Annotated in this window: 20 protein-coding genes and 2 pseudogenes; 19 read left to right on the top strand and 3 right to left on the bottom strand. The window is 42.2% G+C overall.

Annotation, left to right across the window (positions count from 1 at the left end):
• Positions 1 to 138: 138 nt before the first annotated feature.
• A pseudogene (locus QFZ73_RS06840) lies at positions 139 to 1,496 on the bottom strand (IS1182 family transposase).
• 402 nt (positions 1,497 to 1,898) lie between these two features.
• Here QFZ73_RS06840 and QFZ73_RS06835 point away from each other — a divergent pair.
• The gene (locus QFZ73_RS06835; RefSeq protein ID WP_307264515.1) at positions 1,899 to 2,594 is read left to right on the top strand and encodes a YjjG family noncanonical pyrimidine nucleotidase; all 696 of its coding nucleotides are present in this window, start codon (positions 1,899 to 1,901) and stop codon (positions 2,592 to 2,594) included.
• A gap of 91 nt (positions 2,595 to 2,685) precedes the next feature.
• Here QFZ73_RS06835 and QFZ73_RS06830 read toward each other — a convergent pair whose 3' ends face one another.
• On the bottom strand, positions 2,686 to 3,984 hold the full coding sequence (locus QFZ73_RS06830) for an MFS transporter (protein WP_307264512.1): 1,299 nt from the start codon (positions 3,982 to 3,984) through the stop codon (positions 2,686 to 2,688).
• A 441-nt stretch (positions 3,985 to 4,425) separates the two neighbouring features.
• Between QFZ73_RS06830 and QFZ73_RS06825 the strand changes: the two genes are divergently transcribed.
• From QFZ73_RS06825 to QFZ73_RS06745, 17 genes and pseudogenes are all read left to right on the top strand, one after another.
• A complete protein-coding gene (locus QFZ73_RS06825) occupies positions 4,426 to 4,605 on the top strand; it encodes an IDEAL domain-containing protein (protein ID WP_251435256.1) in 180 nt (59 codons plus the stop codon).
• A 559-nt stretch (positions 4,606 to 5,164) separates the two neighbouring features.
• A pseudogene (locus QFZ73_RS06820) lies at positions 5,165 to 5,485 on the top strand (antibiotic biosynthesis monooxygenase).
• A gap of 930 nt (positions 5,486 to 6,415) precedes the next feature.
• A complete protein-coding gene (locus tag QFZ73_RS06815; protein ID WP_307264507.1) occupies positions 6,416 to 7,885 on the top strand; it encodes a CoA-acylating methylmalonate-semialdehyde dehydrogenase in 1,470 nt (489 codons plus the stop codon).
• Positions 7,886 to 7,958: 73 nt separating this feature from the next.
• Positions 7,959 to 8,774 (top strand): 5-deoxy-glucuronate isomerase, encoded by an 816-nt coding sequence (gene iolB / locus QFZ73_RS06810; RefSeq protein ID WP_307264504.1) that lies wholly within the window; start codon positions 7,959 to 7,961, stop codon positions 8,772 to 8,774.
• Between the two features lie 22 nt (positions 8,775 to 8,796).
• Positions 8,797 to 9,774: a 5-dehydro-2-deoxygluconokinase gene (iolC, locus tag QFZ73_RS06805; RefSeq protein ID WP_307264501.1), complete on the top strand. Its 978-nt coding sequence runs from the start codon at positions 8,797 to 8,799 to the stop codon at positions 9,772 to 9,774.
• A gap of 32 nt (positions 9,775 to 9,806) precedes the next feature.
• Complete coding sequence (iolD, locus tag QFZ73_RS06800; RefSeq protein ID WP_307264498.1) at positions 9,807 to 11,717, top strand: 3D-(3,5/4)-trihydroxycyclohexane-1,2-dione acylhydrolase (decyclizing); 1,911 nt, start codon at positions 9,807 to 9,809, stop codon at positions 11,715 to 11,717.
• A 16-nt stretch (positions 11,718 to 11,733) separates the two neighbouring features.
• Complete coding sequence (iolE, locus tag QFZ73_RS06795; protein WP_307264494.1) at positions 11,734 to 12,621, top strand: myo-inosose-2 dehydratase; 888 nt, start codon at positions 11,734 to 11,736, stop codon at positions 12,619 to 12,621.
• A 22-nt stretch (positions 12,622 to 12,643) separates the two neighbouring features.
• The gene (locus QFZ73_RS06790; protein WP_373458916.1) at positions 12,644 to 14,056 is read left to right on the top strand and encodes a sugar porter family MFS transporter; all 1,413 of its coding nucleotides are present in this window, start codon (positions 12,644 to 12,646) and stop codon (positions 14,054 to 14,056) included.
• A 48-nt stretch (positions 14,057 to 14,104) separates the two neighbouring features.
• Positions 14,105 to 15,136, top strand: a complete 1,032-nt coding sequence (gene iolG, locus QFZ73_RS06785; RefSeq protein ID WP_307264489.1) for a bifunctional inositol 2-dehydrogenase/D-chiro-inositol 1-dehydrogenase — start codon at positions 14,105 to 14,107, stop codon at positions 15,134 to 15,136.
• A gap of 48 nt (positions 15,137 to 15,184) precedes the next feature.
• Positions 15,185 to 16,063 (top strand): sugar phosphate isomerase/epimerase family protein, encoded by an 879-nt coding sequence (locus QFZ73_RS06780; protein ID WP_053533868.1) that lies wholly within the window; start codon positions 15,185 to 15,187, stop codon positions 16,061 to 16,063.
• A gap of 4 nt (positions 16,064 to 16,067) precedes the next feature.
• Complete coding sequence (iolI, locus tag QFZ73_RS06775; protein ID WP_307264485.1) at positions 16,068 to 16,913, top strand: 2-keto-myo-inositol isomerase; 846 nt, start codon at positions 16,068 to 16,070, stop codon at positions 16,911 to 16,913.
• 41 nt (positions 16,914 to 16,954) lie between these two features.
• On the top strand, positions 16,955 to 17,809 hold the full coding sequence (gene fba, locus QFZ73_RS06770) for a class II fructose-1,6-bisphosphate aldolase (RefSeq protein ID WP_307264482.1): 855 nt from the start codon (positions 16,955 to 16,957) through the stop codon (positions 17,807 to 17,809).
• A 108-nt stretch (positions 17,810 to 17,917) separates the two neighbouring features.
• On the top strand, positions 17,918 to 19,108 hold the full coding sequence (locus tag QFZ73_RS06765; protein WP_307264478.1) for an MFS transporter: 1,191 nt from the start codon (positions 17,918 to 17,920) through the stop codon (positions 19,106 to 19,108).
• A 45-nt stretch (positions 19,109 to 19,153) separates the two neighbouring features.
• Positions 19,154 to 20,107 carry a sugar phosphate isomerase/epimerase family protein gene (locus QFZ73_RS06760; protein WP_307264475.1) on the top strand — a complete coding sequence of 318 codons (954 nt, stop codon included), beginning with the start codon at positions 19,154 to 19,156 and terminating at the stop codon, positions 20,105 to 20,107.
• Between the two features lie 65 nt (positions 20,108 to 20,172).
• Positions 20,173 to 21,192 carry a LacI family DNA-binding transcriptional regulator gene (locus QFZ73_RS06755; RefSeq protein WP_251435355.1) on the top strand — a complete coding sequence of 340 codons (1,020 nt, stop codon included), beginning with the start codon at positions 20,173 to 20,175 and terminating at the stop codon, positions 21,190 to 21,192.
• 132 nt (positions 21,193 to 21,324) lie between these two features.
• Entirely contained in the window at positions 21,325 to 21,468 is a 144-nt protein-coding gene (locus QFZ73_RS06750; protein ID WP_251435226.1) for a hypothetical protein, read from the top strand.
• Between the two features lie 180 nt (positions 21,469 to 21,648).
• Entirely contained in the window at positions 21,649 to 21,765 is a 117-nt protein-coding gene (locus tag QFZ73_RS06745) for a hypothetical protein (protein WP_251435224.1), read from the top strand.
• Positions 21,766 to 22,021: 256 nt separating this feature from the next.
• Here the strand turns inward: QFZ73_RS06745 and QFZ73_RS06740 are convergent, their stop codons facing one another.
• Positions 22,022 to 23,425: a sigma-54 interaction domain-containing protein gene (locus QFZ73_RS06740; RefSeq protein WP_251435221.1), complete on the bottom strand. Its 1,404-nt coding sequence runs from the start codon at positions 23,423 to 23,425 to the stop codon at positions 22,022 to 22,024.
• 316 nt (positions 23,426 to 23,741) lie between these two features.
• Here QFZ73_RS06740 and speB point away from each other — a divergent pair, with 316 nt between their 5' ends.
• A complete protein-coding gene (gene speB, locus QFZ73_RS06735) occupies positions 23,742 to 24,740 on the top strand; it encodes an agmatinase (protein ID WP_307264467.1) in 999 nt (332 codons plus the stop codon).
• The last annotated feature ends 31 nt before the right edge of the window (positions 24,741 to 24,771 follow it).

Below are 24,771 nucleotides of genomic sequence, written 5' to 3'. Positions count from 1 at the left end.
AAGAGACTTTCCCGCAAAGGGGAAGTCTCAGTTTGTAGACAAAAGGGGTTCGGAATTAAAAAATTCTGAACCCCTTTTGAAATTCCCTTTGAATTTTCGCCTAAAGTTAAGAGATTGGGGCTCTACGAGCCCACTATGTTAGGCCATTTTTGGACCTCGCCATGTCCAATTGGCCATCTTCTTTAAATTAATGGCAGCGAAAGTAAGCATCGCCTGCATCGACAATTTTTTAAGTCCCCTTAAAGTAGTCCAACGCATACCATGCTTTTCTTTTGCATCTGCGAATACACGCTCATCGTTTCTTTACGTTTTGCATATATAGGTTTTACATCTTGATGATGACGCAGATGATCTGCTTCTTCCACATGTGTTTGCCAGATATGCCGTGTCACCACTTTTTGACAGTCTTTGCTTTCTGTACACCGAGATAAAAATGAGCATGTTGTACAAATTTGTTTTGGCGATTTGTACTCGCGATAGCCCTCTTTATTTGTTGTTGAGTACTTTAAAGTTTCGCCCGAAGGGCAAAGGTAACAATCAAAATGTTCATCGTATATATAGTCCTGTTTGCGGAAAAATCCTTCTTTGGTGCGAGGACGTGTATAAGGTAAAGCCGGTATGATTTCTTTGTTAAATAGGTAGCTTGTAATCGCTGGTGTTTTATAAGCTGCATCTGCGGCAACGGCTTCCGGTTTTCCAACTTTCTCAATCACTTGTTCAACTAGTGGCTCTAAGATCTGACTGTCATGTGTATTTCCAGGTGTTACAATCGTTCCCAATACAAAACCGTTGCGGTCTGCGGCCGCGTGGAATGAATAGGCAAACTGTTTTGTTCGTTCATCTTTCACATAGTAGCCACTCTCAGAATCCGTTGTACTTTCTTTAATCTCTTTGGTCTCTTCTTTATCAAATTTATCTGGTGGAAAAGGCTTTTTTCCATGGTTTTCACGATCTTGATTGATTTCTTCTTGAAGACGTCCTTGATACGCTCGTGTTTCTTTACGAACGATTTTCTTTTCAAATTTCCGTTTATTCGCACTGGGTTTCACATGTGTGGAATCCACGAAAACGTGTTCAGCACTTATTAACTTTTTATTAGCAGCTGTCATTAAAATGCGATAGAAAATCTGTTCAAACAGGTCTGTATCTTTAAAGCGTCGCTCATAATTTTTCCCGAACGTAGAGAAATGAGGTACTTTATCATGGAAACCATAGCCTAAGAACCAACGGTAAGCCATATTGGTTTCAACTTCTTCAATCGTTTTACGCATGGAACGAATACCGAAGGTATATTGAATGAAAGTCCGTTTAACTAAAATAACTGGATCAATACTTGGGCGTCCTACCTCTGAATACATATCTTTCACCAAGTCATAAATGAAAGTGAAGTCAATGGCAGCCTCCATTTTACGAACCAAATGGTTCGGTGGCACCAGTTGATCTAAAGTAATCATTTCAAGTTGATCTCGCTGAATAGAATCATGTTTAGAAAGCATCCTCATCACCTCAAGTTTTAATACTTCTATTTTAAAACAAAAATGACTCCAGGCAAAAGTGTTCTATCTAAAAGGTAAGACAAAGTTGATTGGAACGGAAGGTACGAGACTCCTGCGGGAAAAGCGCGTCTAGGGGAGACCCCACAGGCGAAAGCCGAGGAGGCTCCCCGACCGCCCGCGGAAAGCGAGTGCCTAGAGTGGAAATCAACGTCCAAATTGTACAAGCCATAAAAATAGACAAACTCGATTTTCATCGAGTTTGTCTACAGTCTGAGACTTTCCCGCAAAGGGGAAGTCTCTTATTTACTGTTCGTACCTTAATTTAATAGCTAAGTGATTGATAAGTAATACGTAATTAAAGGAAATGTGTTAAGTTGGACTAAAATGATTATGGAGGCAGCGATGAAATACGAGATTATCTTATTTGATGTTGATGATACATTGCTAGACTTTGGATTATCGGAAAAAAAGGCATTGCATGAAGCTTTCTTAGAGTTCGGTTTGCCCAGAGGGGCAGAGGATTATGCGGGATGCTATCAAGAAATCAGTGGGGTATTATGGAGAGATTTGGAACAGGGGCAAATTGATTTAACAAATCTGGGAGTGGAAAGGTTCAAGCGGTTGTTCCTGAAGCATGGGCTTGATATCAATGCGGATGCATTCAGCCGTGCATACCTAGAACATTTGGGAAAGGAGATACATCTTGTGCCCGGGGCTTTAGAGATTTGCGAGAAGCTTGGAGGATGCCGGCTGGCCATTATAACAAATGGCTTCACTTCAGTGCAGACAGCAAGAATCGGGGGGTCACCCCTTTGCAATACCTTTGAAACTTTGATAGTTTCCCAAGAGGCTGGGTTTCAGAAGCCTGATAGAGGGATTTTTGATTATGCATTTTCCAAGTTAAAGATCACAGATAAATCGAAAGCGTTGATAGTGGGTGACTCCTTGACATCAGATATACAGGGCGGCTTGAATTATGGAATGGATACATGCTGGTTCAATCCCCATCAAAAGGAAAATAATCTGGGAATCAAGCCCACCTATGAAATCCGGACGCTGACTGATCTTTTGGAGATTGTAGGAAGTAAGGAGGTTTAGGGAGGTATATGCGTTCTAAAAAAACAGAGGCCGCTTGTCCAAGTGATAGGACGTGCAGCCTCTGTTTTTACTTATGCCAGGGATTTTAGAATCAGTTCAAATCCAGCTCATGTGGTTTGTGTGTTTGATCCTTTACAATCCTTCTGCTGAAATGCGGTGATAATATACAAAGCGCAAGGGAAATTGCGAGACCTGCCATCATGAATCCGCCAAATACCAAAGGGGATGGGCCATATGATTCCGCCATGGCAGTCCAGATGAGCGGACCGAAACCTGCGATGGCTGCCGCGACCTGATAACCGACAGATAATCCAGTATAACGGACCTTGGCTGGAAAGAGCTCTGAGAATAATGTCCCTTGTGTAGAAAAAATGGCTCCCCAGATGACGCCGAGTACAACTGCCTGCATAAGGTAGAACCAGCCGACCCCACGCCCAATCATTGTGAAATATGGGATGGCCAAGACGAAAAGGAGAATCAGGCCCCCAAAATAGATGATTTTTCGATCGATAAAATCAGAAATGTAACCAATGACAGGAATGGTAATTAGCATTGTAGCGCAGCCAATCGTTAAACCGGTAAGGGCTGAATCTTTGGAATAGCCAAAATACAGTGTAGTAAAGACGAGAACATAGGACATGATGAATACATTGAAGAACCCGTCCCCAATTTTTAGTCCGATTACTTGCAGCACACTTCTCCAATCGTGTTTCAACGTTTCAATAATGGGAACTTTCGCAAGATCACCGCTATCTTTCTGCTGTTGGAATTCCGGCGTTTCTTCAATGCCACTCCTTACCCATATCGCCAATCCGATCAGTACACCGCTTAAAAGGAATGGAATCCGCCAACCCCAAGATAAAAATTGGGCATCGGTTGTCAAGGAACTGATAAGGGTTAGGCTGAACGAACCGGCAACCAAACCGATGGGGACCCCTAGTTGGGGAACGGATCCATATAACCCACGGACACCCTTCGGAGCGGATTCCGTTGCCAATAGGATGGCTCCGCCCCATTCACCACCCAAGGAAATTCCTTGAATCAACCTCAGCACCACCAAGAGGGCGGGGGCGGCCAACCCAACCTGGGCATAAGTGGGCAGAACACCGATGAGCATTGAACTCCCTCCCATACCAATAAGGGTGAACATGAGTGCTGCCTTCCGTCCGATGCGATCACCCATATGGCCGAATAGGATACTTCCGATTGGACGGGCTGCGTAACCAGCCCCGAAAGTGACAAAGGCGAGAAGAAGTGAAATGGCAGGATCATGATTGGGAAAGAATAGAGTTGTAAAAACTAGGCCTGTTGCTGTTCCGTATAAATAGAAATCATACCACTCAATAACGGAACCAGCTAAACTGGCGAAAAGAACTCGACTTTTTTTCATGGAAAATGCTCCTTTAATGCATAGTTTTTCATCAAAATTGTTTTTAAAAATAAATAAAGCCGAAATGAACAAAAATGATGGTTAATGAATATAAGTAAAAAAACTGGATTATTTAGGTTATTTTAGAGGGGTTATCCATATCGGTCAATATATTTCTGATTTTTCTGAAAAAATGAAGCGAATAACTTAGCTCCCGTCACCTGTATTGGAATATAATTAATTCTAAAGTAATGGAAATAAACGATTCGACCTTCCCGGATAAAATGACTTAAGCGAAATGAAATGTAAAAGTTTTAACTATTTTTTATGTATAGAAGAGTGGCAAAGTGGAAATCATGTGGATAAGGAAATGAAAAAGAGGAAGGGATAAGATTTTAATAAATAATAATAATCTCCAAGTTATTTAGTATAATAGAAAAAAGGTTAAGGAGTTGGTTTCGTATGGAGAAGCAATTGCCAGGAACATCGCTTGAACCTGAAGAGATGGCTGAAATGGTTTTGAAAAAGGCCCTTAGTGATTACCGGAAAGCACAACTCGAAAAAGAAATCGATGACTCATTAAAGAATCGTGATAAGGAAGAGTTCCTGCGTTTAACTGAAATATTGAAGGGCATTTCATGAAATTTTAAACACTGTGAACAAGACAAGTATAGGAAGTACACCTAAAAGCCAGCACAGCTGATAATATAAAATGATGAAGATAAAACTTTATTTATCTGGAACATTCTAAGTAAATAGCAATCTATAGTATTATAATATTTTGCATTGTAAGCGCTTTCTTGTATAATCAAATAAAGAAAATGATGGAGGCTGGACTCACAGATATTAGTGGCTGAAAAGGTTTATGCACCGGGATAATAACTAAAAGGGGGAAAAGCTATGAAAAAAAATGGAGTGTCGTTAGTTGAATTTGTTCAGGAGGATCGATTCGAACTCAGCTCCTACATTACTTCTTTATTTAACAAACTGAATGACTATGTTCCCAAAAGTCTTAAAGATAAAAGGTGAATGACAATAAAAATGGATCAGGAAGATAAGTATAACTTCCTGATCCATTTTTTATTCTGTTTTTGGAATTTAGAGTTTTAAGTAGTTTAAGTCAAAGTCTCAATAATCGACAATGAGAATCGTTATCGAATAGAATGACTCAATATAAGTATATCGATTGGAGTTGTTCATTATGTTCGTTCAGATGAGAAAAATGGTGGTAAAAGAAGGTAATTCAGAATAAGTAGTAAAACGGTTCAGTGGGGAAGGGATCATAGAAAAGCAGGAAGGGTTCATCGATTTAAGTGTGATGGTGAAAAAAGTGCGACGCGGGGATGAAGAGGTCATCATTATGATCAATTGGGAGTCGGAGGCGCATTGGAAGCAGTGGGAAAAGAGTGAAGCCCATATCGCAGGCCATAAAGCAAACCTTGGGAAACCAAAGCCTGAATATATCGTCAGTTCGGAAGGATCATTATATGAAGTGAAAGCTATTAAAAAGGCAGTGAAATAACTGACTATAAGCTGGCCTGTTTTAAATTCCGTACAATAGAAAAGACATTTCCTAAGTTACTGGGTGAAATATCCCATTTCTCAATCATCGTGTTAGCATAAGGATGCGGAATGGTTACCGTTCACATATAATAGCTTACCTTCACTAAAATTCAGGCTCCCATTATGGGTGCCTCTTTTTGTTGATGAAATCATCTCGGGATAGGATATGTAATTTAAATTCTGTTGATATAGTAAAATATCTTTTATTTTCATTAAAATGGAGATATTCATGGAAATGTAAAGAAAAGGGGAGCAGGAAGGTAGTCTAAAAAGTTTACAAATATGAAATAAATAGGGATGTTGTTCTAAGGTAAGCTGGCATTCCTATGATGATAAATTCAATTGAGTATAGAAATATTAATATACCAAAAAACCATTATCGATATTGATAAAGTAGTGGTTAGTTTATATAGAACCAAGACCGGTCCTGCTGGGATTCAATTACGGGAATGAAGGTATTTTCCCTGGAAATGCTTTTAACTAAATATTCAAGACCATTTCCATATACAACAACGTTTTGAAGTGGAGAGAAGAGAGAATATTATAAAAAATCCAAAAAAAGTGTTTACAGGGAAAAAAATTCATTGTAGTATTTCCTTATAAAGTAAATGAAATCGATTTCATCCCGGAGCGCGATTACGTACAAGCTATAACAGAAGTGGGAGTGATTGGTCCTTACCTTTTCTTCAGGTGGAACTCCTGAAATAAAATGAAATCGATTTCATTAGCGGATTATGAGACTTGACTATTGGGATTGAATTTATTGATTGATCCAAAAAGAAACATGGATGGATTTTTTTCATAGTCAAATGAAATCGATTTCATTGACGACGATACTTATACTGGCTTGATTATCTAACAAAATACTTTATTTTAAGGAGGAAAAAACATGTCATCAGTAACACATGATGTGAAAAAATTAAAAAATTATATAAATGGTGAGTGGATCGAATCCACTTCAAAGGAAACGGAAATCGTGTTCAACCCTGCAACTGGTGAGGCGATTGCCGAAGTGCCACTTTCTACTAGGGAAGATGTGGATCGTGCGGTTCAAGTGGCGGATGAGGCTTTTAAAAAATGGTCGCAGGTTGCTGTCCCGAAACGGGCTCGAATATTGTTCAAATATCAGCAGCTCCTCGTGGAGAATTGGGAAGAACTTGCTAAACTGGTCACTATCGAAAATGGTAAAAGTTTATCGGAATCGATTGGTGAAGTGCAGCGGGGCATCGAGTGTGTTGAGTTTGCGGCAGGTGCACCCACGCTGATGATGGGCAAACAGCTTCCGGATATCGCGACAAACATTGAATCGGGTATGTACCGTTACCCAATTGGGGTAATCGGCGGCATCACTCCATTTAACTTTCCGATGATGGTCCCTTGCTGGATGTTCCCGCTTGCGATTGCATGTGGCAATACATTCGTGCTAAAGCCATCTGAACGTACACCTTTACTTGCAGCACGCATTGTTGAACTGTTTGAGGAAGCAGGTCTTCCTAAAGGAGTATTGAACATTGTAAATGGCGCACATGACGTGGTTAATGGGCTTTTGGAGCATAAAGATGTAAAAGCTATCTCCTTCGTCGGTTCACAGCCAGTGGCTGAATATGTGTATAAAACAGGCACGGCTAACTTGAAGCGCATCCAGGCTCTTGCGGGAGCGAAGAATCACTCGATTGTCTTGAAAGATGCCAATCTTGATATGACGGCCAAGGAAATAACAAGTGCGGCTTTTGGGTCGGCCGGTGAGCGTTGCATGGCCGCTGCAGTTGTTGTCGTAGAAGAAAGTGTAGCGGACGAGCTAGTTGAAAAATTGAAACAGGCAGCTGATGCCATTACGATCGGAAATGGTTTGGATGACGGCGTTTTTCTTGGACCGGTGATCCGGGAAGGAGCTAAGAAGAGGACCATCGATTACATCGAATCAGGTATTGCTCAAGGTGCGACCCTTATACGCGATGGGCGTAAAGACGAGGCAGCAAGCGGCAATGGATATTACCTCGGGGCAACGATTTTTGATCATGTGACACAGGAAATGAAAATCTGGCAAGATGAAATTTTTGCACCAGTGCTCTCCGTTGTCCGTGCCAAAGATTTAACGGGAGCCGTTGAAATTGCCAATGCTTCAGCACTGGCTAACGGGGCTTGCCTTTATACGGACAGTGCTGCTGATGTACGCCAATTCCGTGAAACGATCCATGCCGGGATGTTGGGCATTAACGTGGGTGTTCCTGCACCGATGGCTTTCTTCCCATTCTCTGGATATAAAGATTCATTTTATGGTGATCTTCATGCAAATGGAACCGACGGTGTGGAGTTCTACACACGTAAAAAAATGGTGACTGCACGCTACGTGAAATAAGTGAACGAAAAAGACATTGCAAGATGGCCCGTTTGGATACGGGCCGGATTTTTTGAAAAACAAGGAGGTACATATGAGTAAACTGCTTCAAAAACCGGAAAAACAAGAGGTCGCTGAAGGTGTTACAGTCGTTCAAGCGGTTACGAAAGAAAATTCCCCTTTAGATTTTGTTGAATTCAAAATAGTGGAGTTGACTCCGGGTGCCGAATATTCAGAATTATTAATTAATAAAGAGTGCTGCATTGTCGCTCTTACGGGAAAAATCAATGTGACTGTAGGCGAAGATGTATACCATGATTTGGGCACACGCGATAGTGTATTTGATAAAGTGCCGACTGATAGCATTTACGTGTCAAATGATAGAGGGTTTGAATTGGAAGCGATAACCAATGCAAGAGTTGCGCTGTGTTATTCGCCTTCTGATAAGCAACTTCCGACTAAATGGATTAAAGCGGGAGATGTTGACGTTGAACATAGGGGCATTTTGAGCAATAAGCGGATGGTGCATAATATATTACCGGATTCAGCTCCGTATGCGAATAGCCTTCTGGTGGTTGAAGTATATACAGAAAGCGGGAACTGGTCGAGTTATCCTCCGCATAAACATGATCGGGATAACTTACCAAATGAGTCATTATTGGAAGAGTCCTATTATCATGAAATGAACCCGCCTCAAGGATTCGTATTTCAGCGAGTATATACAGATGACCGTTCGATCGATGAGACCATGTCCGTCGAAAACGGTGATGTCGTACTTGTACCGGCCGGTTATCATCCGGTAGGGGTGCCTGACGGTTATGAATCATATTACTTGAATGTAATGGCCGGTCCGACAAGGACATGGAAATTCTACAATGATCCCGATCATGAGTGGATCCTGAATCGTTAAAGGAAAAGGAGCTGTTAACCGGATGAACTATACATTTAATGCGGATAAGGAATTTGACTTGATTGCCATTGGCCGTGCTTGCATCGACTTGAATGCCAATGAATATAACCGTCCGCTGGAAGAGACCATGACATTCACGAAATATGTGGGCGGTTCACCTGCCAATGTTGCCATCGGAAGTGCCAAATTAGGCTTGAATGTCGGATTCATCGGTAAGCTTGCCGATGACCAGCACGGCCGTTTCATCGAGCGTTATATGCGTGAGGCAGGTGTTGATACATCGAATATGGCAATCGATCAAGAAGGGCATAAAACGGGACTCGCCTTCACGGAAATTAAAAGTCCTGAAGAATGCAGTATCCTGATGTATCGGGATGATGTAGCCGACCTTCATTTAGCACCTTCGGAAGTGGATGAAGAATATATCAAAAAATCAAAGATCCTATTGGTTTCAGGGACGGCCTTGGCAAAAAGTCCATCACGTGAGGCAGTTTTAAAAGCAGTCAGCCTTGCGAAAAGAAATGATGTAAAAGTCGTATTTGAATTGGATTACCGTCCTTACACATGGAATTCCATTGAAGAAACCTCCGTTTACTATTCGTTAGTCGCGGAGCAATCAGACATTTTGATTGGCACGCGTGATGAATTTGATGTAATGGAAAATACCGAAAAAGGTACGAATGAAGGGACCGTCCGTTACTTGTTTGAACATTCCGCAGACCTGGTCGTCATCAAACACGGCGTCGAGGGTTCATATGCCTATGCCAAATCAGGCGAAGTATTTAAAGCGAAGTCCTATAAAACGAAAGTATTGAAAACATTCGGCGCAGGGGATTCATATGCTTCCGCTTTCTTATATGCGTTAGTGAGCGGCAAAGGGATTGAAAGCGCTTTGAAGTTTGGCAGTGCTTCCGCTTCCATAGTAGTAAGCAAGCACAGCTCTTCCGAGGCGATGCCCGTTGCAGAAGAAATCGAGGGTTTGATTGCCGAACGCGTGTAAGGAATTTATCTACATAGAGGGGTGAACAGAAGATGGGAACAGTGAGGTTGACGACAGCCCAGGCTTTGATCAAGTTTTTAAATCAGCAGTACATTCATGTTGATGGTGAGGAGTCTCCATTTGTAGAAGGGATATTTAATGTATTCGGCCATGGGAATGTCGTTGGTATCGGTCAGGCTCTCGAACAGGACGCTGGCCACTTGAAAGTGATTCAAGGAAAGAATGAGCAAGGGATGGCACACGCAGCAATCGCCTACAGCCGCGAAATGCTCCGAAGGAAAATCTATGCCGTCACTACATCTGCCGGGCCAGGCTCGGCAAACTTGATAGCTGCAGCGGGGACGGCACTTGCCAACAATATTCCTGTCCTCTTGCTTCCTGCTGATACATTTGCGACACGTCAGCCGGATCCGGTTCTTCAGCAACTTGAGCATGAGCATAGTACGGCCATCACCACAAATGATGCTTTTCTGGCAGTATCAAGATATTGGGATCGCGTCACTCGCCCTGAGCAGCTCATGTCCAGCCTGATCCGGGCCTTCGAGGTGATGACCGATCCCGGGAAAGCCGGACCAGCGACGATATGCATCTCACAGGATGTGGAAGGGGAGGCCTTCGATTTCGATGAACGTTTTTTTGAAAAACGCGTTCATTATTTGGATCGGAAAGCTCCGGTTGAACGGGAACTGCAAGGGGCCGCCGATAGAATTAGAGCAAGTAAGAAGCCGATCATCATCGTCGGTGGCGGAGCAAGATATTCCGGAGCTCGGGATATTTTGATGAAGCTGGCAGAAAAGCATAACATTCCACTTGTGGAAACACAGGCAGGTAAATCGACGGTGGAATCATCTTTTCCTAAGAATTTGGGCGGAGTCGGAATTCTCGGTACGATGGCTGCCAATAAGGCTGCCCGCCAGGCAGATCTCGTAATTGGTGTCGGGACCCGGTATACGGACTTTACGACTTCTTCCAAAACTGCATTTGATTTTGAAAGGACAAAGTTTTTGAACATTAACGTCAGCCGCCTTCAAAGCTATAAATTAGATGGATTTCAGGTCGTCGCCGATGCAAAGGTGGCGCTCGAGAACCTTGAAGCGTTACTGGTGGGCTATGAAACCGAATATGGGGAAATGCTTGGAGATTGGAAGGCGGAGTGGCTTTCCGAACGGACCCGTTTAAGTCAAGTCACTTTCAGCCGTGAAAATTTCATGCCTGAAATCAAAAACCAGTTTTCACAGCAAGTCTTGAATGAATACTCGGATGCATTGAACACTGAATTGGCCCAATCAACTGCGATGATCGCAATAAACGATACGGTCGATCAGGAAAGTGTGGTGGTCGGTTCAGCCGGGTCACTTCCGGGTGACTTGCAGCGCCTCTGGCATTCAAGCGTGCCAAATACGTACCATCTTGAATATGGATTCTCCTGCATGGGCTACGAAATTGCAGGAACTTTAGGAGCTAAGCTTGCCCATCCAGACCGGGAAGTCTATGCAATGGTAGGGGACGGCAGTTTTCTGATGCTTCATTCGGAATTGATCACAGCCATCCAATATAATCATAAAATCAACATTTTATTATTTGATAATTCAGGCTTTGGCTGCATCAACAATCTGCAAATGGAGAATGGCAGCGGAACATATTGCTGTGAGTTCAGAACACATGATAATCAAATCATGAATATTGATTACGCAAAAGTGGCGGAAGGGTACGGTGCCAAAACTTATCGGGCCAATACAGTAGATGAGCTGAAAGCTGCATTGGAGGATGCAAAGAATCAATCCGCATCTACATTAATAGAAATGAAGGTTCTGCCGAAAACCATGACGGATGGTTATGACTCCTGGTGGAATGTTGGCGTGGCAGAGGTCTCGGAACGGAAAAGTATACAAATGGCATATGAAGCAAGACAAGAGAAATTAAAAAAGGCCAAACAATATTAAAAGGGGGAAGTCGAAAATGCAGGAGATTTCGTGGGGGATTGCCCCAATTGGCTGGCGTAATGATGACATTCCGGAAATCGGGGCTGAAAACACCTTATCCCACCTTTTAAGCGATATTGTCGTGGCAGGATTTGAGGGGACCGAAGTAGGAGGTTTCTTCCCGGAACCGGCTGTCCTGAATAAAGAGCTGCAGCTTCGGAACTTAAAAATAGCCGGTCAGTGGTTCAGCAGTTTCATCATCCGTGATGGCATCGAAAAAACAGAACGGGATTTCCATGAACACTGCAAATATTTACAGGCTGTCGATGGAGATGTAGCAGTGGTATCCGAACAGACTTACAGTATCCAAGGCGGAAGGTACGATGTATTTAAGGAAAAGCCCCACTTTACTGATGAAGAATGGGGAATATTGTGTACGGGCCTGAATCGGCTCGGGGATATAGCAGGACTTTACAACTTAAAACTCGTGTATCACCACCACCTGGGGACAGGGGTCCAGACACTGAGTGAAATTGACCGCCTTATGGAAAATACAAAAAAGAAAGTGCAACTGTTATATGATACTGGACATATTTATGTATCGGATGGTGATTGCATGTCCCTTCTGCAAAAGCATATCGACCGCATAGGGCACGTTCATTTCAAGGATGTACGGCATAACGTGCTGGAGCAGTGCCGGAAAGAGGGAAAATCATTTCAAGATTCTTTTTTAGCCGGTATGTTCACAGTGCCTGGTGACGGCTGCATTGACTTTGTGGAAGCTTACCATACATTACTGGAAAATCATTATAAAGGCTGGATTGTAGTAGAAGCGGAACAAGATCCGTCCGTTGCCCATCCATTGGAATACGCATTAATCGCTCGCAAGTATATAAATGACAGGCTGCTCCTCGTTCAAGATTAAAAACCGGAAAGAAGTGATTAATTTGAGTAATGATGGAAATCAAATGGCATTCTTACGCAAGATTATTATTATCTCGACGTTAGGCGGTCTTTTGTTCGGATATGATACAGGTGTCATTAATGGTGCCTTGCCGTTCATGTCCGAAGCGGATCAACTTAACCTCAATTCACTTACGCAAGGACTTGTTGCCAGTTCACTTCTTTTAGGGGCGGCACTTGGAGCTTTTCTGGGAGGCAGGCTTTCGGATTATGCGGGCCGCCGAAAAAACATTCTTTTTCTTTCGGTACTTTTTTTCTTTTCCACCATTGGATGCACGTTTGCACCAAATGTTACGGTCATGATTGTCTGCCGTTTTCTACTCGGCCTTGCGGTAGGCGGGGCGTCAGTAACCGTTCCTACTTATTTGGCGGAAATGTCTCCTGCTGAACGACGCGGCCGGATCGTCACCCAAAATGAATTGATGATTGTTAGCGGACAGCTGCTCGCATTCATCTTCAATGCCATTCTTGGGACAACGATGGGTGACAGTTCACATGTATGGCGTTATATGCTGGCCATAGCATCACTTCCCGCCATACTTCTTTTCTTTGGCATGATCAGGTTGCCTGAAAGTCCAAGGTGGCTTGTGTCCAAGAACAAAAATGAAGAGGCCCTGAAGGTTTTGAAAAGAATACGTAAAATGGATGAGGCAGAATCGGAATTTCAGGGAATCAAAGCAACATTCGAAAAAGAGAACCATGTTAAAAAAGCTACATATAAAGATTTGACCGTCCCATGGATACGGAGAATCGTCTTTCTTGGAATCGGGATTGCCATCGTTCAGCAAATAACGGGCGTCAATTCTATCATGTACTATGGTACCCAAATTTTAAAAGATGCAGGGTTTGAGACAAAAGCTGCTTTGATCGGGAATATTGCAAACGGTATCATTTCTGTTTTGGCAACGTTTTTAGGTATTTGGCTGCTTGGTAAAATCGGGCGCCGTCCAATGCTCTTAACCGGTTTGATCGGGACTACGACCACATTGCTATTGATTGGCGTCTTATCATCCCTTCTTGAAGGGACGGCTGCCCTTCCCTATTTCATTTTGTCCTTGACTGTCACTTTCCTTGCCTTTCAGCAGGGGGCCATATCACCGGTTACCTGGTTGATGCTTTCAGAGATCTTCCCGCTCCAAGTACGAGGTCTTGGTATGGGTGTCACCGTATTTTTCCTTTGGGGCGTGAACTTTCTAATCGGCTTAACATTCCCGGTTTTACTGGATAAAGTCGGATTGTCTACCACATTCTATATCTTTTTCGCTTTAGGCATCATGGCTATCATCTTTGTGAAAAAGTTTTTACCGGAAACTAGAGGACTTACACTTGAACAGCTTGAACAAAACTTCCGCAATCATGGAAAAGAACCTGCAAAGGAAATGACACAAATAATTTAAGAATTATAGAGTAATAAACCAGATATGCATAAAAGGAGGAATATGATCATGACATTAAATTTTGGTGTAATAGGAACGGGTGCCATCGGCCGGGAGCATATTAAAAGAATGACAGACAAATTATCCGGAGGGAAAATTGTGGCTGTAACCGATGTGAATGAAGAGGCGGCAAAACAGGTCGTGAAACAATATGGACTTAAGGCACTTGTATATCCGGATGACCAATCACTAGTAAACTCGGAAAATGTCGATGCTGTTCTTGTTACTAGTTGGGGCCCTGCACATGAGCAAAACGTATTGAATGCGATAGAAGCTGGTAAATATGTATTCTGTGAAAAGCCACTGGCAACAACTGCGGAAGGCTGCAGGAGAATTGCCGAAGCGGAAATGAAACACGGGAAGCGTTTGGTGCAAGTTGGTTTTATGCGACGTTATGATAGCGGTTACGTCCAACTGAAAGAAGCCATTGATAGAAATGAAATTGGCGACCCCCTCATGGTCCGCTGTGTACACCGCAATCCAGAAGTGGATGAAAAATATACGACGGAAATGGCGGTCGTTGATACTTTGATTCATGAGATTGATGTATTGCATTGGTTAATCAGCGATGATTACAAATCAGTTCAAGTCATTTACCCGAAGAAAGCAAGCCGCGCGCATGCTAACTTAAAAGATCCCCAGCTCATCATATTGGAAACGAAGAGCGGGATTGTCATTCAAGCTGAAGTGTTCGTGAATTGTAAATATGGCTATGATATCCAATGTGAAGTCATTGGTGAGGACGGTGTTGCATATCTTCCTGAACCAGCGAGCATCGTGACAAGGAAAGGGGCAAAACGCAGCACGGATATCTTGGTAGATTGGAAAGATCGTTTTGTGGATGCATATGACAAAGAGTTGCAGGATTTCATAGATTCCATTATAAAGACAGGTCAGCCGAATGGTCCGACTTCATGGGACGGATACATTGCCGCCGTAACAGCTGATGCTTGTGTAAAAGCACAAGGGTCAGGACAGAAAGAGTCCGTTGACCTTGAAGAGAAGCCCGTTTTTTATACGGAAAAAATCACTGTACAGTGAACGTAACCATGCATTGAAACGAAAAATAAATCATAGGGGGAAAGACCAATGAAACTAGCTTTGGATCCTACGATGTATGCCAATTTATCATTAAAAGAAATGGTCGATAAAACGGCGGAACTAGGCTATGAATATATCGAACTGTCACCGAGGGAAGACTTTTGCCCATTCTATAAATATCCTAAAGTGGATAAGGAACAGATTAAAAATCTGAAACGCTGGTGTAGTGACGCAGGTGTGAAGATATCATCTTTGCTTCCGCTATACTACTGGGCCGGTCCGGATGAGGAAAGGCGCCAGGCGGCTGTCCGTAATTGGAAACGCGCCATTGAAGTGGCTGTGGAATTGGATGTTGACTTGATGAATAGTGAATTTAACGGTTCCAAATTCAATGAAGTTATCTGTGAAGAGAAATTCATTAAATCAATGGATGAACTCCTCCCGGTATTTGAAAGGGAAGGCGTTAAACTGAATTTGCAGGCACACCCATTCGATTTCATCGAAACCCATGAGGGAGCGATGGATATGATCCGTGCCCTTGACCGTCCGTGGATAAACCTTGTGTATTCAACCGCACATACATTTTTCTATGATGATGGCAAAGGTGATATTGCCCCTATGTTCGATTCTGCCGGGGATCGCCTGCAGCACGTCTTGTTTGCAGATACATTCAATCATAAAGCATCCAACGGACTCCGTTATATCGTCAATCCTCCAGGTGTCGAGGCAACCGTCCACCAGCATTTGAACATCGGCGAAGCGGAAGTTGACTTTGATACGATCTTCAAAAAACTGAAAGAAATGAATTTTGACGGCATCGCGACAAATGCAGTATTTGCTTGGATCGACAAAGCAGACTGGTCAAGTAAGCTTATGCTTCAAAAGATGAGAGACGGATTGGGTTTAGCAGAAAGAATTGGAGGCTGACAGAATGAAACTTTGTTTCAACCAAGCGACAACACTTGAAAATTCCAACTTGGTCAAAGATCTCAAATACTGTGAAAAACACGGTTACGATTATATCGAAATCCGTACCATGGATAAATTGCCTGAGTATTTGGAAGAGCACACAATTGAAGAACTAGCCGAATTTTTTAATGCAAATCATATTAAACCACTTGCTTTCAACGCACTCGTATTCTTTAATAACCGCGATGATGACGGCCATAAGGCGATAATAACCGAATTTAAAAACATGATGATCATGGCGGAGAAATTGGGTGTGAAATATGTGGTGGCTGTTCCGCTTGTAACGGAAGCGAAAATATTGAAAGAAGATATTAAAAACAGCTGTGTGAAAGTATTGACTGAGCTTTCCGAGATCGCTGAACCGTTTGGCGTTAAAATTGCAGTGGAATTTGTCGGGCATCCGCAATGTACTGTGAATACATTCGGACAGGCATACGATATCATTGAAACAGTCAACCGTGACAATGTCGGGTTGGTGCTGGACTGTTTTCACTTCCATGCCATGGGTTCCAGTTTGGAAGACTTGAAGAAAGCGGATGGGGCGAAAATCTTCATTTTACACATTGATGATACAGAGGATTTTCCGATCGGTTTCTTGACGGATGAAGACCGGGTATGGCCTGGACATGGCGCCATAGATTTAGACAGCATATTATCCATCTTGAAGGGAATTGGATATTCTGACGTCGCCTCTGTGGAATTGTTCCGTCCAGAATATTATGAACTTGATGCCGAAGAAGTAATTAAGACCGCAAAAGAAACGACAATTCAAGTTATTTCGAAATACTTTGCACTACAGAACGCGTGAGTGGATCATGATAATCTCGGGAATAAGGGGGTGATGGAATAATGCCTTTAGTATCAATGAGAGAGATGCTTTTAAAAGCAAAAGCGGAAAGGTATGCTGTGGGGCAATATAATATTAATGGTTTGGCATTCGCCCAGTCGTTTTTACAGGCTGCCAATGAGGAACGAGCGCCGATCATACTTGCGGCATCGGACAGGCTTGTTGATTATCTTGGCGGATTTAAAACGATTGCGACTATGGTAAAAAGCCTTATGGAAGAAATGGACATTACGGTTCCGGTTGCCCTTCATCTTGATCATGGAATGGATGTGGAACGCTGCAAGAAAGCGATCGATGCGGGTTTTACATCGGTCATGATCGATGGCTCCCATCATCCAATAGATGAAAATATTGAAATCACCAAAGTGGTTGTCGACTATGCCCAAAAGAGCGGCGTTTCCGTTGAGGCGGAAGTGGGGACAGTCGGAGGGACGGAAGATGGCCTCGTCGGCGGGATTCAATATGCAGATCCCCGTGAATGCAGCAGGATGGTAAAAGAAACGGAAATTGATGCACTAGCGGCTGCTTTGGGTTCCGTTCATGGCCCATATCAAGGAGAACCTAAACTCGGTTTTGAGGAAATGGAATTAATTTCGAAAATGACGAATGTGCCCCTTGTCTTACATGGAGGTTCAGGTATTCCACTGCACCAAATCAAAAAAGCAATTGAACTTGGACACGCTAAAATAAATGTCAATACTGAAAGCATACAAGTGTGGGCAAAAACGATTCGGGAAGTATTGGCCGTTGAAGGAAAAGTATATGAGCCTCGAGCCATCATCACACCAGCGAAAGAGGCTATCATCTCCGTAGTGAAGAGGAAAATGGCAGAGTTCAATACAAGTGGAAAGGCTTAAGAATGAAAAGGTGTTCCCAATTACGTTGCGGGCACCTTTTTGTATATTCACTTTTTACATGAGGTGCCATCGGTGAAAAATAGCTCGCTGGTTAGAGGAAGTGTTGCAATGACTTTGTTACATACCGCACGAAATAGATTTTTATTTTTAGTGCTCTCATTTATTTTTTGGTTTTCAAATTTCATTTATATTCCCATTTTGTCTCCTTACCTTGAGACGATTGGAGGGGATTATACATTTATCGGCCTGGTATTAGGCAGTTATGGGCTGATGCAATTTCTCTTCAGGCTTCCGTTCGGGATTTATTCCGACCTCATAAAAGTAAGAAAACCTTTTATTATCTTTGGAATGGTCGTGAGTACTTTGAGTTGCGTGACATTTGCAGGGGCCGATAGTTTAGGCTGGATCCTTTTGGCCCGCTCGTTAGCTGGAGTTGCCGCCGCAACTTGGGTAGCGTTCACCATTTTATTTTCCAGCTATTTTTCAGAACGTGATCTTCACCGAGCGATGGGCAGTATCTCGTTAGCTGTGGTTCTGGCACAGCTGCTTGGAATGGCGATCAGCGGATACATTGTCGATCTATGGGGATGGCACGCGCCTTTTTGGATGGGAGGAATTATCGGTTTCGTTGGTATCGTACTTTCACTTTTTATTTATGAATCGAACGAAGATTTTCAGAAAGAGCCTATTCAATTGAAAGAATTGATATCAGTCATGCTTGAACCGGCGCTATTAAAAGTATCATTTCTTTCCATTCTTGCTCATGGCATCATCTTCACGACAATGTTCGGCTTCACCCCGGCATTTGCTTTAAAGCTTGGGCTCCAGACTGATGAAATCAGCATGGTCATCTTTTCATTCATGATTCCACATGCCATTGCCACCATGTTAAGCGGGAAAATATTCGTACCATTATTCGGACAATGGAAGTTACTGAAACTAGCTTTCGGCCTAACGGCCATTTTTACAGTATGTACGCCATTAATAGATACAGAAGGGATGCTTTTTATGATCCAAGGATTGAATGGATTCTCATTAGGCACTCTTTTTCCATTATTTTTAGGAATGGCGGTGGAGTCGATTCCCCTTGAAAAAAGGGCAACGGCCATGGGGGCATATCAAGCAATCTACGCGATTGGTATGTTTGCTGGACCTTTCATTGCAGGAGTATTGATTTCACATTTAGGTATTTCTGCAGGATTTTATTTCGCGGGATCATTAGGTTTAACCGCTGTTTTCTTTATGATTGTATGGAGTCGCCAAAGGAAAGCAACAAAACATAATTTGAAATTGAACTAAGCAATGTGAAAGGGATGTCTAGTTTAAATAGAGGAGGAAAACTTTATGAAGGTTGGTTTAGTTACTGATATTTTAGGTTACATGCCATTTGAAGAGATGCTGGATACGTGTGTGGATCAGGGAATAGAGACACTGGAGCTTGGATGCGGCAATTGGTCGGATGCTCCACATCTCGATCTCGATGGGCTTATTGGCAGCACCGCAAAACGAAAGCAATTTTTAAATGAATTAAATGTAAGGGGGATTAGCATTGCCGCGTTGAATTGTTCTGGCAATCAGCTTAATCCATCAGATGAAGGAACCATGCATAAAGCCGTTGTTAATAAGACCTTTCAGCTAGCTGGGCTTTTAGGAGTCGAAACGGTTGTAATGATGTCAGGGTGTCCTGGCGGCGGACCAAGTGACAGGACGCCCAATTGGCTGACACATCCCATTTTGCCCTCGCATTTTGAGATGCTTGATTGGCAGTGGAATGAGGTAGCATTCCCTTATTGGGAAAAAGCGGTGACAACGGCAAAAGAACACGGAGTTCGAAAGGTTGCCATCGAAAATCTAGGCTGCAATTTAGTTTACAATCCTGAAACACTCTTTAAATTAAGGCAAGAAGTCGGTGATACGGTCGGCATGAATTTCGACCCGAGTCATTTATTTTGGATGGGTGGTGACCCTATCGCGGCTTTAAGAACATTAGGAAGCGCAGTTTATCATATTCACGCAAAAGATGTCCGGTTAGAAAGAGGGATATATGATGTCCAGGGATTGATTGATGTAAAACCAATGAACCAATACGCAGGAAGATCATGGAATTACGTTGCACTTGGATATGGTCACGACAGTGGCTGGTGGAAAGAGTTTTTTACTATCGTTAAAATGGTAGGTTATGAAGGACCGATCGTTCTCGAAATGGAAGATTTAACAATGGCGCCATTAACAGGCGTGAAAAAATCCATGAATGTTTTGAAAGAAACGTTGCCTAGAGAATTCGATATTTTAACATGAAGTCTAAATTACTTTATAATGGAATTAATGAAAATGACAAAATAGAAAATAGGCAGGTGGAGATAATAATGAAAATGAGCGATGTGGCGAAATTGGCCAACGTATCTCCCGCAACCGTTTCAAGAGTGCTCAGACAGCCGGATTTAGTCAGCGAGGATACCAAACAAAAGGTGCTGCAGGTAATTGAAGAGATGAATTACAAGCCTCACATGATTGCCAGTCAGTTCAGGACGAAAGAGACAAAAATCATTCTGGTCGTCGTACCGGATATAACAAGGCCCTTTTTTTCCGAAGTGCTTCGGGGAATTGAGCATACTGCTGTAGAAAATGGCTATCAGGTTATATTGGGAGATACGGAGAACGACATTGAGCGGGAAAAGGAATACATCGATTTGCTATATAAAAAGCAGGCGGATGGAGCGTTACTTCTTACCGCTAGAATGAGCAGAGAAAGCCTGGAAAAACTATCGAATCAATTTCCGATTGTATTGGCATGTGAATACGTGGACGGACTGGACATTCCAACTGTATCGATCGACAATGTTAGCAGTGCCAGAAAAGTAACGGAACATTTAATCAAGCTTGGACATACACGAATTGCCCATATAACAGGGCCCATGAACATCATCCTTAGCCGGGATCGCCTAGGAGGGTTCCAGCAGGCAATGAAGAATCATCACTTGAAGGTCAACCCGGAATTCATCCAGGAAGGGGGGGATTATGGCATTGACTCAGGTTATGACCAGATGGTGAATTTATTATCGCTGGAAAACAGGCCTGAAGCAGTGTTTGTTTTTAATGATGAAATGGCGCTGGGAGCTGTAAAGGCAATCCAGGATCATGGGTTGAGCGTTCCCAGGGATATTGCTGTCGTAGGTTTTGATAATTTGAAAATAGCATCGATTTTTCATCCTCATATTACGACCATTGACCAGCCTAAGTACGAAATAGGGAAAATGGCAACGAACTTATTGCTGACCTTAATGAAAGGCGGAACCGTTGAAAAGAAAAAATTCGTTCTGGAAGATAAGTTGATCATCCGCGAATCTTGTGGTTCCGAATTGGAAAAAAGCTTGAATGCATGAAAATGTTCGGCAAGATTGCTATGTTAGTAAATGAGTGGCTTCCTTTTATGGAAGCTTTTTTGCATTTCGACTAAGATATGAAAAAACCACATTTGGGAGTTGGCCAAACATACCAGGAGGATTTCTGATAGTATGAATTATTTGGTCTATAAAGCAGGGGGCAACCGAAACAAAGGGAATAATTGGAGCTACTGGATCACCCGGGAAACTGGTACAACTGGAATGATCGGAGCAAACGGAGAAACAGGAGAAGTGGGGGCAACCGCTTATAAGTAACCAAAATTCAGGGTCATTTTCAGTGAATGGAGGAAACACTACGTTTACCGTTCCTGTTACTGGTCTTTATTAAAATAAATACAACCGCTGGACTTCCTGCTGGTTCGAGGTTGATTTGCTACACCTATTCCCAGCTCCATAATATCACCAGCAGTCGCGATTTCTAAATATAATAATGATGTGATTTTAAATTTATCAGCAGGTGATACAACCCTCCTTCAGATATTTGGTCTAGTGGCTACCGCTGTCTTAACAGGTGGGGCGGGAGCTTCACTGACAATCATTCGGTTGAATTAATGTAAGCCTGCAAACTTTAACCTTAATAATATGGAAACGTATATGATATTTGTGAATCCCATTCATCATGAATGTGGATTTTTTTCGTTGGAAGGTATTTAGGGCTTTTTTAATTGGACTTATTGTCGATAACCATCATAGGTTTCACTTGATTTGCAGGCATATAAGGGTTCAAAAAGCTCCCTTAGCTTGAAGACATCTATGACTAAAGGTTAAGGACCATTCAAGGTTTGCAGGGATTCTAGTCCAGATGAATTTACAAATATTTTTTGTATTTTTTTAATTTATAGATGACTGTTGGCTGGCTGATGCCCAAATGATCTGCCATTTCGTATGTGGTTTTACATTTTTTCCATGCTTTTGCAATCAGTTGCCTTTCAACCTTTTCCAGTGTCTTCTTTAAATCGAAATTCTCTTCACATTCCTGTTCGATAGCCAAGAAGGTGGAGTCTTCAGGCTGTTCTATTTGCCCTGTGATGGATTGCGGAAGGTGTTCGGGAAATATAATTGGTTCTTCGATGGTCAGGATTAACCGTTCAATTAAGTTTTCTAATTCTCGTATATTTCCTGGCCAATGATAATGAGTCAAAACTTCATAAGTCGATGGATGGATTTTTTTGAATTTCTGGTATTTATCACTGGTTTTCTGTAAGTAATGCTGAATTAAGAGAGGGATATCTTCTTTACGTTCATGTAATGCCGGAATTTGGATGGGAATCACATTCAAACGGTAAAATAAGTCCAATCTAAACTTACCTTGACTTACCATCTCCTTCAAATCTTGATTAGTTGCTGCAACCAGGCGGAAGTTAATATAGTTATCTTTTTTTCCACCGATGCGCTTTATCTTTTTTTCCTGTAATACTTTCAGTAATTTAGCTTGCATGGTAAGTGGAAGTTCCCCAATTTCATCCAAGAAAAGGGTTCCGCTGTCAGCCTGCTCAATCAGGCCTTGCCTTCCTTGTTTATTTGCCCCTGTAAATGATCCCGGCTCATAGCCGAATATTTCTGATTCAAACAAACTATCAGGTATCGTACTGCAATTCACTTCGATAAAAGGTTCTTTCTTTCTGTTGCTTTGGTCATGAAGAGCACGGGCAAAAGTGGTTTTCCCTACCCCGGAAGGTCCTAATAAGAGAATCGTGGCATCGGTTTTTGCAACATTATGGATCGTTTTTAAAATATGCTTCGTTTCATTACTTCTAGCAATCATATAATGGTAATCCAGTTCCCTTTCCCTTAAATCCTCTACTTCCGTTTGATAGCCTTTTACTTTTCGTTGTAATTGCTCAAATTGATCCTGCAATTGCAGGATCTCGGTTTGATCCTGACCATAGCTGATTACCCTAACGAGAAGTCCTTCCTTATTAAAAATGGGATAGCCAGTTGACATGACAACATGACCTGTTTTTGTTTCTTGCATTATGCGCTTCGCTTTCTTTTCTTTTAAAACAATCGCATTGATGGAAGGTGTGAGAAGGCCCTCGCTTTCTAATTGATAGACGGAGGTACCGATATAAGAGTCACTTTCCATTCCATAAATCTCCCAAAGCTTTGGGTTGGAATATAAAATGATTCCATCTTGATCGGTAATGAGAATGTTATTATTCGATGTCTCAATAATCTTATTTAGTTCTTCCTCCAGCATATCATCGTACATGAGTTCCGCTCCTTTGGGTTTTGTGATGCTGTTTAATTAAAATATAAATCAAAATGTCAAAATAATCAAAAAATAAATTAAAAAACAAGAAAATGATTAAGTTTTTAATCATTTGATGAAACAAAATAATGAAAAGCCTTATATACTGCATCGAAATAGTTGGCCTGAATCTTGCTTATGTAAAAGGTAAGAAGGGAATTTCCAAGGGTGTTATATACATCCATTCTATTAGAAAAGATGGAAGTTTGTATGGCATCTGCAATTGCAGTGGAGTGAAAAATAATAATAACAGAATTAGAATTTAGGAGGATGTTACATGATGAAGTATCAACCGAAAGACTCATTCAAATCACCCCGTTTTTGTGGAGTGCGTACGTTTATGCGGCTCCCATTTGTTGAACAGATAGATGAACATATGGATTTTGTCATTACGGGAATTCCTTTTGATTCCGGGCAATCATTTAGAACGGGTGCGAGATTCGGACCAGAAGCCATTCGCGATTTTTCAATCCTTTTACGTCCTTATAACCCAGAACAAGATATTAATATTTTTGACTATATATCAGGAATTGATTATGGGGATATTCCGATCATTCCGGGGTATATTTCTGAAACATATAAAAAGATCGAAGAAGAGCTTACTCCCGTCATTGAAAGAGGGATCATTCCCATTTCATTGGGAGGCGATCATTCCATTACACTAGGGGAGTTACGTGCGATCGTAAAAAAACATGGACCTGTTGCCTTGCTTCAGCTCGATGCTCACTCTGATACTTGGGATAGTTATTTTGATCAAAAGTATAATCACGGAACCGTTTTTCGCCGCGCAATAGAAGAGGGTCTCATCGATGTATCGCGATCTCTTCAAATTGGTATGAGGGGTGGTCTGTACGGACCGGAAGATCTTCAGGATGCCCGGGATTTAGGTTTGGGCGTTTATACGACAAACGATTATAAACGAATCGGGGTCGAAAAGATGCTAGGGGTCATTCATGAGCGTGTTGCGAATGGTCCGGTGTTTTTATCATTTGACATTGATTTTTTAGATCCGGTCTATGCTCCCGGAACGGGAACCCCTGAAGTTTCCGGTGCCAGCATTGATGATGCTTTAGCCTTAGTGAGAGGATTGACGAATATAGATTTTGTTGGATTCGATCTTGTTGAGGTTTTACCATCATACGATCACGGGCAAATCACGGCTGCCGCGGCCGCTAATATCGTCTATGAATTCATCACTCTCATCGCTCTAGCAAAAAAAGGGAAACTGGAGAAAAAAGAGAGAGTGGGAGATTTGGAAACACAGCTTAACAACTAGTTTCCATTTTAATGGAAGGGATCGGAGAAAA

Origin of the sequence: Peribacillus sp. V2I11, from assembly GCF_030817135.1 — a bacterium.
Taxonomy (GTDB): domain Bacteria; phylum Bacillota; class Bacilli; order Bacillales; family DSM-1321; genus Peribacillus; species Peribacillus simplex.
This window is presented reverse-complemented; position numbering and strand designations above follow the sequence as displayed.